General features: G+C 63.2%; 10 protein-coding genes and 1 pseudogene. 5 read left to right on the forward strand and 6 right to left on the reverse strand.

Translation table 11 applies throughout. The features are described from left to right. The 3 genes and pseudogenes from MKK75_RS18665 to MKK75_RS18675 all read left to right on the forward strand — a co-directional run. On the forward strand, positions 1-493 hold a 493-nt coding region (locus MKK75_RS18665; protein ID WP_244044027.1), incomplete at its 5' end, for a hypothetical protein. A 105-nt stretch (positions 494-598) separates the two neighbouring features. After that, positions 599-784: pseudogene (locus MKK75_RS18670) on the forward strand (pyocin activator PrtN family protein); the annotation flags it as partial. Positions 785-931: 147 nt separating this feature from the next. After that, positions 932-1,183, forward strand: coding sequence for a hypothetical protein (locus tag MKK75_RS18675; RefSeq protein ID WP_244044029.1), 252 nt, complete (start codon positions 932-934; stop codon positions 1,181-1,183). Between the two features lie 245 nt (positions 1,184-1,428). Here MKK75_RS18675 and MKK75_RS36135 read toward each other — a convergent pair whose 3' ends face one another. Beyond that, complete coding sequence (locus MKK75_RS36135) at positions 1,429-1,701, reverse strand: hypothetical protein (protein ID WP_313901872.1); 273 nt, start codon at positions 1,699-1,701, stop codon at positions 1,429-1,431. A gap of 126 nt (positions 1,702-1,827) precedes the next feature. Then, positions 1,828-2,130, reverse strand: coding sequence for a hypothetical protein (locus MKK75_RS18685; protein ID WP_244044030.1), 303 nt, complete (start codon positions 2,128-2,130; stop codon positions 1,828-1,830). Positions 2,131-2,260: 130 nt separating this feature from the next. Between MKK75_RS18685 and MKK75_RS18690 the strand changes: the two genes are divergently transcribed. Continuing rightward, positions 2,261-2,686, forward strand: a complete 426-nt coding sequence (locus MKK75_RS18690) for a hypothetical protein (RefSeq protein ID WP_244044031.1) — start codon at positions 2,261-2,263, stop codon at positions 2,684-2,686. A gap of 37 nt (positions 2,687-2,723) precedes the next feature. Here the strand turns inward: MKK75_RS18690 and MKK75_RS18695 are convergent, their stop codons facing one another. The 4 genes from MKK75_RS18695 to MKK75_RS18710 all read right to left on the reverse strand — a co-directional run bounded on the left by MKK75_RS18695 (position 2,724) and on the right by MKK75_RS18710 (position 8,205). Further along, positions 2,724-4,910, reverse strand: coding sequence for a putative bifunctional diguanylate cyclase/phosphodiesterase (locus MKK75_RS18695; protein WP_244044032.1), 2,187 nt, complete (start codon positions 4,908-4,910; stop codon positions 2,724-2,726). Between the two features lie 174 nt (positions 4,911-5,084). Continuing rightward, entirely contained in the window at positions 5,085-6,569 is a 1,485-nt protein-coding gene (locus MKK75_RS18700; protein WP_244044033.1) for a PAS domain S-box protein, read from the reverse strand. Between the two features lie 232 nt (positions 6,570-6,801). Further along, entirely contained in the window at positions 6,802-7,281 is a 480-nt protein-coding gene (locus MKK75_RS18705) for a PAS domain-containing protein (RefSeq protein WP_244044034.1), read from the reverse strand. Between the two features lie 132 nt (positions 7,282-7,413). After that, entirely contained in the window at positions 7,414-8,205 is a 792-nt protein-coding gene (locus tag MKK75_RS18710) for a GntR family transcriptional regulator (RefSeq protein ID WP_244044035.1), read from the reverse strand. Positions 8,206-8,722: 517 nt separating this feature from the next. Between MKK75_RS18710 and MKK75_RS18715 the strand changes: the two genes are divergently transcribed. Then, positions 8,723-9,487: a Crp/Fnr family transcriptional regulator gene (locus MKK75_RS18715; protein WP_244044036.1), complete on the forward strand. Its 765-nt coding sequence runs from the start codon at positions 8,723-8,725 to the stop codon at positions 9,485-9,487. Positions 9,488-9,565 lie beyond the last annotated feature (78 nt).

Consider the following 9,565-nt stretch of genomic DNA (forward strand, 5'->3'; position numbering starts at 1 on the left):
CAATCTCCGCCGCAAGCGGAAGCGCGCCGCGGCCCAAGCCAAATGCACCGCCAAGCGCAAGGAGAAGGGGGCTCCGGGCCGGGACGACCTCGGCCGGGCCGCCTACTACGTCCTCCTGGCGCTCTACAGCGATGAGGACACAAAGGCGGAGCTAAAGACGGGCATCCATCTGCAAATGATGGCCCTCATGAAGCATGCGGGCTTCGATCTGATCGAGGCCAATATCGCATTCCTGAAGGATAGCCGCGGGACCTTGCCCAGCCTGAACGGGTGGCTCGCCCGCCGCTGGTACGAGGCGGGCAACCACCTCGGCCCTGAGGGCAAGCTGTTCAAGCCCTTGACCGGGAAGCGCGAGCGCTCCGATCAGCTGATGACTAGGAGTAACGGGGGGAATGGCCAGGGCAATGGTCAGCCGCTGATCGAGAACGGCGTTACCTTCCGGCTTGCCGGTGACCAAGGCGATCCGTTTCGATGGACCTCCGTTCAAGCCTGAGAGGCACAGATGCCAAGGCAATAGCCAAGCGCGTCGAGGCGGCAACGGCATCTCCCGAACCGTGATCCAGCCCTTCCGTAGGACGCCCCGAGCACCGCCTTTGTCCTCATGGCGCAATATGGCCCGAGAGCCGTGATCCCGGTGGATCTGGCCTGCCGGGACTATTTCAACGACCTGACGCCCGAGGGGCTGATCCGGAAGATGTTCGCCGGCGAGATCGCCCTCCCTCTCATGCGTATTGAGGTCAGCGCGGAGTGTGCAGAGGGGGTCGGCTTGGTGGGGTATAGATAGAGCGGACGTAACCCGTCAGTTCGAATGTCAGGATACAACCTGCGAACGACGCAGAGCACAAGCGCAATCCTGGGTGTTATTCTGGATGAGAGATGAGCGTAACATTCTCGTGCAGGCCTTTGAGCCTAGCGACATCGGACGCTTTTCATGGATGCGGTCGAGGACCAACGGGACGTCGTGCGGCATAACCTCGTCGAGCACGCCGGTCCAGCGCGCGCACGGCTGTGTCTATCTCTTGCAGATGCCGCGCGCTTAGCTCACCTCGCGCCCGAAGTCGTTGTGGCTATCGAGAACGGCAGCGACAGCATGGCTACGCTCGCCGTACTCACTGAGTTTGCCTTGTTCCTCGGCCTCAACGAACTCGGCCTCCCACGTCCGCGAGTCGCCGGGATGGAATAGCCCCTCTACAGGAATGTGTCGGGACGAAACTTCAGGCCGAGCCAGCACGTACCGCTCGCCCATGAGCGAACAACACAACAAGCCCTCACCCCTGGATGCCGCGTTAGCCGCGCAGATCCATGCTGCCCGCGCCCGAGGTGCCTATTCGATCGAGACCCTGGCGGCAGTCGCACAGGTCACCCCCGAGGTGATCGCCAGACTTGAACAAGGCGCGCCGATCGCCGACGCCGGGGCACGAGACCGTGTCATGGACGTGCTCGGCTTGCGTCCTGATAGCCAAATCCCTCCTGCCAAGCCGATTGATTACAGCCGACGCACATCGGACTGAGATGGACTCGGGCTGCCCCCGTCTGCTCAGCCTCCTCCCGCCAAGCGTCCCGCTCGACCCGCATGGCCTCGACGAGCGCGTGCATGTTGCCGGCGTCGATCGCGGTCTCGACGAGCATGTCTTGAGCTGAAGCCAGTTGCTCGCGCAGCTCGGCGTTCTCGGCCGCCAGCGCGAGGAGGAGAGCGGCCATGACATCGCTCATTCCCGCTCCCGCGCACCCGAAGCAGCGCGTCTAGCTGGGCTCAAGCTTGGCCGCAATTGCGTCCAGTCAGCGCGACTGCGCCGACGAGGCCGCACCGGATATTGCGGCCGCTAGCTAGACCTTGTCGTCTGGCTCAGTCTGCTCCACGCTCGTACCCAGCCCTCCGCCTTGAGGCTTGGCAATCGGCTCGTGCTTGTTCCCGCTGGTCGGCTCCGATCCATCGTGAGCACCACGTTTATAGCTGTTGAACGATTGTTGCTGATTGGGGTGCTGACCGCCGGACGTGTCGGGAAAGCGGTAAAGCGGTCGCCAAGGGGTGGACGGCGCACCCAAACGGATCGCATTCGGCAGAGTGAATAGCCAAGCGGCGAGCAGCATCCACGGCACGACGAACACGATGAACGCGGTGAGACCCATGGCGATGCTCCGCGAATTCCTGCCAGTGATGATGGCAACGCTGGCAACTCACTACTGATCCCAGAAATGCGACTTCAATCGATCCCGCATTGCAACGCATTTCTCGCCAATATTAACGCAGCGCAGCATTATGCCAATCCGGCCCGAGCACCGCTTCTTCTACCCCATCGACTGGGCGCAGCTCTCGGCCGTAATACGGTTCGGCCGGGCGAGAGGCTGCTGCGAGGGCTGCGGGCGGCCGCATGGACGGATGGTCTACCACCTCGGCGACGGCCGCTGGTGGGACGCGGACACCGGCCGGTGGCGCGACGGCTGGGGCCGCCGGATCCGGATCGCTGTGGAAGCCGACATCCTTGGTCGTGTGCGCCGGACCCGGGTCGTTCTAGCCACGGCCCATCGTGACCACGACACAGCCAACAACGCAGACGCCAACCTCGCGGCCTTCTGTCAGCGGTGCCACATGATCCACGATCGATCGGAGCATCAGCGCAGGCGCTGGCGCACGTTGTTTCGGCGCAAGGCGATGGGCGACCTGTTCGGTGGGCCATACGCCTGAGCTTCAGATCTCGCCAGGATGGCAAAGCGCTGCTTGCCTAGCTACGCAGTTGTAGAGGGGGATCCATATACTGTTTACCTACTTTGAAGCGTGAGATGAACTCCGCCGCGGGCATTGGTCGACCGAATAGATACCCCTGTGCTTCCTGGCATCCCTTCGCGAGCAGGCGCTGGTGTTGCTCTTCTGTCTCCACGCCCTCGGCGATCACCTCCAGACCGAAGCTGCGGCTCAAATTGATCACCGCTCGTACAACTGCCGCATCCTGCCGGTTGGCGCATAGGCCGCTCACGAAGCTACGGTCGATCTTCAGCCGTGTCAGCGGGAAGCGTTTGAGTAGGCTGAGAGAGGCGTAACCTGTGCCGTAGTCATCGAACGCGATGCCAACACCCATAGCGCGTAGTGCTTGCAGCGCAGCGACCACCCCGGGATCGTGACGTAGAATGATCGTCTCGGTGATCTCCAATTCTAGAGCGTGAGCGGGGAGTCCAGTCTCGGCGAGCGTGGCAGCAACCTGCTCGACCAAACGGCCATCTCGGAATTGGGCTGCGCAGAGGTTCACTCCGATCCGGAAGGGCCGCAGCCCATCGTGCCGCCAGGCCTGTGCCTGAGCGCAGGCGGCGTGAAGCACCCAGTCGCCGATGCGAGCTGCATCCGGACCGTTGTCGAGCACCTCCAAAAACGCGGCTGGCATGAGCAGACCGAGTTCAGGATGTTGCCAGCGGATCAGGGCCTCGGCACCGACAAGCGCACCGTCAGTCAGGTCTACCTGCGGTTGGTAGTGCAGCACGAACTCACCGTGCTCGATGGCGCGACGCAGCCCGTCGCGGCAGGCACGCTCGCGTTGTGCGACCTCGCGTAGGACTGGCGTAAACAGGCAGACGCGCCCGCGACCGTCTGCCTTAGCACGGTAAAGGGCTGCGTCGGCGCAAGCAAGCAACTCGTCTTCTCGCACGCCATGAGCTGGGCTTAGGGCGGCGCCGACACTAGCGCCGAGACGCACGACGAGATCTTCGATCCAATATGGCTCGGACAGTGCATCGATCAACTCTTGTCCCTTGGCTATCGCCACCAATGGATCGCCGACGTCGGGCAGCACGACAGCGAACTCATCCCCGCCAAATCGAGCTACTATGCCCTTGGGTCCGATGCAGTCGCGCAGGCGACAAGCTGCCTGCCGAAGCACGGCATCGCCGACAGCATGCCCGTGCGCGTCGTTGACCTCCTTAAAGCCGTCTAGGTCGAGCATCAGTACCGCCGCTGGACACCCCTCCAGGATCACAGCCTCGATTCGGCCGCGCAGCACTGCCCGATTAGGTAGCTCAGTCAGAGCATCGAGATGCGCGAGCTGGAATAGGCGTTTCTCGACCACATGCCGCTGACTTACGTCGCGCACGATGAGCCCGAAGGCCGCGTGGCCATTCTCAGTCCAGGTAGATAAAGACAGCTCGACCGGAAACTCGCGGCCATCCTTATGGCAGCCAGTGAGTTCGACGGTACGACCGATCAACCCCGTCACGCCCCCGCACGAGATTTGGCACAGTGCACCCTCGTTGCCGCCACGCATGCGCTCGGGAACCAAGATCGCGATAGACTGCCCCAAAGCTTCAGCGGCCGTATGCCCGAACAAGTGCTTTGCGGCTGCGCTCCAGAAGCTCACCCGCCCAAGCGCGTCTGCGCAGATGATGGCGTCGGACGAGGTATCGGCGATGTGTTCGAAGCGGGACTGCGTTGCACGTCGGGCCGCCTCGACGCGGCGCAGTTCCAGCCGGTCGAGCACGAGTCGGGCAAGGTCGGTGAGGATACGTTTGTCTCGGCCTGTGAAAGCACGTCGCGACTTGGGCCCGGCGAGGCAGAGCGTGCCGATGGCATGACCATCTCCGGTACGTAGCGGCACGCCCGCGTAGAAGCGGATGAACGGGGCGCCGATGACCAGAGGATTATCGTGGAACCGTGGATCCTTGGTGGCGTCGAGCACGACAAGGATGCCGGCTTGCGCGATGGTCCGGGCGCAGAAGGCGATGTCGCGGTTGGTCTCACACAGGCTCAGGCCGGTTTTGGTGTGAAAGACCTGCCGATCCCGATCGACGAATGACACGAAGGCAGCCGGTGCCCCGAGCAGGCGGGCGGCGAGTTCGACGATATGGGTGAGCGACGGATCTGGATCGGCATCGAGGATCTCGTGCTCGGCCAGCGCCCGCAGCCGAGCTTCCTCGTCAGTCTGCACGGGTGAAGATGGCAAAGGAGGCTCCGACTCAAACGAGTGAGCGTTGCTGAATGAGCGGGGGGCAACGCTGCGAGTGGCAGGTGCTCCGACTTTCCGATCAAGTTAGACGTCGGGGCGCAGCGTGCTGCTTCTCCACGACCTTTCGGCCGGCTGATCTCGTTCAAGCTGGCCAGATTACGCGACCGCGCGCGCGGCTTCCCGGACTTGCCGTGTAGCAGCATCGACCTGCTCACTCGCCTGGGCGATCGCCTCCATGCCGCCGGAGATTGCTGCCACCCCGTGGGCTGCCGTATGCATGCTGCCCGACATCTCCCGGGTCACGGCAGACTGTTCCTCTACCGCCGCCGCGATCGCCGCCGAGACCTCGTCCAGCGCCCGGATCGTGCCCTGGATCGAGCCGATCGCGCCCACCGCTTCGCGCGTGGCCGCCTGGGTCGCCGTGATCTGACCGCGGATCTGGTCCGTCGCCTTGGCGGTCTGCTCGGCGAGGGCCTTCACCTCGGAAGCGACCACCGCGAAGCCCTTTCCAGCCGCCCCAGCCCGGGCCGCCTCGATGGTGGCGTTCAGCGCCAGCAGGTTGGTCTGCGAGGCGATCCCCTGGATCATTGTCACGACCTCGCCGATCTGCGCCGCCTGGTCGCTCAGGCCCTCGACTATACCGCCGGTGCGCCGAGCCTGCTCGACCGCCTCGCCGGCCATCCGCGCGGCGTGGCTAACCTGCTGGCTGATTTCGCAGACCGAAGCCGACAGTTCCTCCGCACCCGAGGCGACAGTCTGGATGTCGTTCGAGACTTGTCCCACCGTGCCGACCGCCTCCGCCGTCTGCCGGGTGACGGCCTCAACCGCAGTACCGATCGCGTCGAGGTCGTTGCCGATCGCCCTTTGTGCCTCCGCTCTCCGCTGGCGGACTTCTACCTGTGCGGTGATGTCGGCGGCAAACTTCACCACCTTGAGCACGGTGCCATCCGCGTCGGTGATCGGGTTGTAGCTCGCTTGGATCCAGACCTCGCGACCGCCGCGGGCGATGCGCCGGAACTCGCCCGCGGCGAACTCGCCGCGACCCAGCCGTTCCCAGAACCCCCGGTAGGCTGTCTCGGCCTGCTCGGCCGCATCCACGAATAGGCTATGATGCCGGCCGCGGATCTCATCAAGACGATAGCCGACCGCGTCGAGGAAGTTCTGGTTGGCGTCTAAGATCGTGCCGGTCGGATCGAACGCGATCACCGCCTGCGAGCGGTGCAGGGCAGTGATCTGGCCATCGCTATCCAACGAGCGCAGCTTCTGCGTCGTGATGTCGGCGGCGAACTTTACGACCTTCACGACGCGCCCGGCGCGGTCGAGCACGGGGTTGTAGCTCGCCTGAAGCCAGACGGCTCGACCGTCCTTGGCGATCCGCTTGAACTCGGTGGCCTGGAACATGCCCCGCCGCAGGGCTTCCCAAAATGCGCGGTACTCGACACTGTCGCGGGTGGCTGCCTCGACGAACATGCCGTGATGCTGTCCCAGCACTTCGGGCAGGGTATAGCCCATCGCCGTCAGGAAGTTGGCGTTGGCGGTGAGGATGGTACCATCGGGCTTGAACTCGACGATGGCTTGCGATTGGCTCAGGGCGTCAAATTTGGCGACGAGATCAGCATGCGTCCGCGTTCCACCAAACATGGTCATCGACTCCCGGTGATCATTGGGGGCTGTTCGGCAGCGAACACAGAGGCCAGGCGCAATTGCTATTCGGCGGTTCAGGAACCAGATTATTCCAAAACCGTGACATAGTACTGCGATATGGTCGCTACTTAATCGTTAATCACTGAATTTTTGACGTAAAAAACAATAATCCGTCATTTGATGGCTTTCTTTGGAAGTATCAGCGCGGTCGAAATTTTCAAAATACAACTCAGACGTGTTCAAACACGGCGAGTGCTCGTAGTGCTACAGTTAACGAGTCGTTGCTTACGCTGGTAGGTTCGTATCGTCCGGTCGCGCTCGTGGCAGGGCGCCCGATCCGGCGGACGACCTCGCGCTCGAACGCGACGAAGTTTTCGATTCGCCCATCGGCGGCGCGCAGAGGCCGGCAATCGATCTCGACCCGGTACTTCGTACCATCGGCGCGATAGTTGGTCAGGAAGCCATGAAAGCGCTCACCGGCTGTCAATGCGCGGCGGAATGTGTCGAGCGTTTCCTGACGCGTCTCCTTGCCATGCATGAAGCGTGGGCACTGGCCAACGATGTCGTTCAAGTCGCGCCCGACCAACCGCCCGAAAGCAGGGTTGGCGTAGAAGATCGTCGGTCCGGGCGCCTCGATCAGCGTATCAGTAACGACGATACCGACGGTGGCGTCGTGAGCCAGAGCGCAGATGACTTCGAGGACTGTCATCGTGTGGCAGTGCTATGTGCGCATCGGCCGTGGGGTAATACCCTTACACGCATAGCGGTCGGGCAGATTGCACACTGCTGGCCTGGGCACAACAAGGCACCATCGTTCGTCATACCATCCGCCCGCAGACCCTCACCGCATGGCTCTACCACCTTTACCACCCGCGCGGATTCTCATTCGGCCTGATCGGTCGAAGTCGTCCGCCGCCTGTCGGCAGCCCTTCTTCCTTTCAGCTGTCCTCGATTCTCCCAGATCTAGAACTTGAGTATGCGTGGTGGTCGCGGATTTGACCCCTCCCCCTGATGGCAGGGTGCGCCGCGCCAGCCGCAGCCAGGCCGTCCATTCCCGGCTGGTGATCCGGATCACATTGGTGTCATTCCGCCAGCCCGTGACCTGCCGCTCCTCGACGGTGAGCAGGCCAAGCCGCGCGGCCTCGCGGATCGCATTCTTGACGGTCGTGCGAGACACACCGGTCACGGCCGCCAGATTGTCGATCGCCAGCCGGCAATCACCGCGACGGGCTACCTCGGCGGCCACGAGGGCGAGCACGCCTTGCTCGGCCAGGGTGAAGCGCGCCGCGATGGCCGGCGGGAGCCTGCCTGAGGCTGCCCAGCGGCGGCGGCGCTCCATAGAGGCATCCGTGCGCGGGCGCGAGCCAACGCTGGGCCTCCTGGGGCTTCCGGATGCGTTCTCGGCCTTTGCCCTCGCTTGAGGGATCAAGGTTACCGGCTCGTTCGTGCTTCGTCCTGGGATAGGTCCGCGCACGGACGTTTTCCGGGTCTCGATCAGGCTGGACAGCGTCTCGGCCTCGGCCTCAGTTACCTTCCCCTCCCCGAACGCACGCCACAGCGCGGCCGTGACGGCCGGCAGCGCCGCGGATGGAGCCGCTTCCGCCTGTCGGCGGATCTCATCGGCATAACTCATCTATCCCGGTCCCTCACGGGCCGCGGCTAGGGTCCAGGCAAAGCCTTCCCGTTGACGGAAACAGGTTCCGTCTTGACTCCCGGGTGGGAGCTATGGCTTGTGAGGGGAAGCGACTCGCGCCTCACAGCGCCTAGGGTTTTCAGCGGCCTCCCGTTTGGCGACGGGGGGCCGTTGGCTTTTCAGGGTCTATCTCGCGGCGTTGCTCTCCTGAAACTGGCCGCGACTCGCCTGAGCGAGCCTAGCCGTGACCGCCCATGTCGGCCGGCAGCGGCGTCCAAGTCAACGTTGAGGGGTGATCAGCGCGCTTATGACCACCAATCGCCGCCGACTTGCGAAGGGCCGGTGACATCAGCAGCCTACAGGTTGCCAGGGTGATCGACGCCGACGCGCAGGACCCCATGGTCGTAACGGCCGCAGCCATTTACCGGCTACTGGATGCCGATATCCGTCCTATGACGAAGTATTGTGCCCCAGACCAATCATAGGATGGCAAATTGCCCTTTGCCGCCGTAGCCCAATGCAAGATGCACTGATCCGCAAGCTTGAGAGCTTTGAGGAACTCACAGACGCCGATCGTGAAGCGTTGCGGGCGTTCGTTCCGCGGTTGCGGCAGGTGCCGGCACGGACGGACCTCATCAAGGAGGGCGACGTTCCCGGCAATGTTCATCTCATTCTCGACGGCTATGCCTGCCGCTACAAGATGCTGCCGGACGGCCAGCGCCAGATCATAGCCTTCTTCGTCCCGGGCGACTTCTGTGATCTGAACGTGTTCATCCTTGATCAGATGGACCACGCCATCGGTACGATCTCCCCCTGCACGGCGGTTGAGATCCCCCGGCAAGCCATCGAGGAGATGACGTCCCATCACCCGCGGGTAACGCGGGCCCTGATGTGGTGTGCGCTTGTAGACGGGGCTGTACTTCGTGAATGGTTGGTCAACATCGGAAGTCGTCAATCCGGTCAGCGGATCGCGCATCTGTTCTGCGAGTTGCTGCTCCGTCTTGATGCAGTGGGGCGGGTGAAGGATAACAGCTACGCGTTTCCATTCACCCAGACCGACATCGCCGACACGATGGGCCTCTCGGACGTGCAGGTCAGCCGCACGCTGCGGGAGCTGCGCGAACTCAACCTCATCACGCTGAAGCATCGGGTCCTGACGATCCTGGACGCGGAGCAGCTTAAGGCCTACTGTGGGTTCAATCCCAACTACCTCCACCTCAGGAACACGCGTTGGAGTGGCCGCCGGCAGGTGCCGTGGCTGAGCAGCGTCCAGAGCAGGTAAGTTGGTGGGCCAGGACAACGTCGAGATCCTGGTTGTCCTCCAACCCATCTCCGTCGACACAGCGAGCCCGGATGAGGT

This window comes from Methylobacterium sp. J-030, assembly GCF_022829545.1.
Classification (GTDB): domain Bacteria; phylum Pseudomonadota; class Alphaproteobacteria; order Rhizobiales; family Beijerinckiaceae; genus Methylobacterium.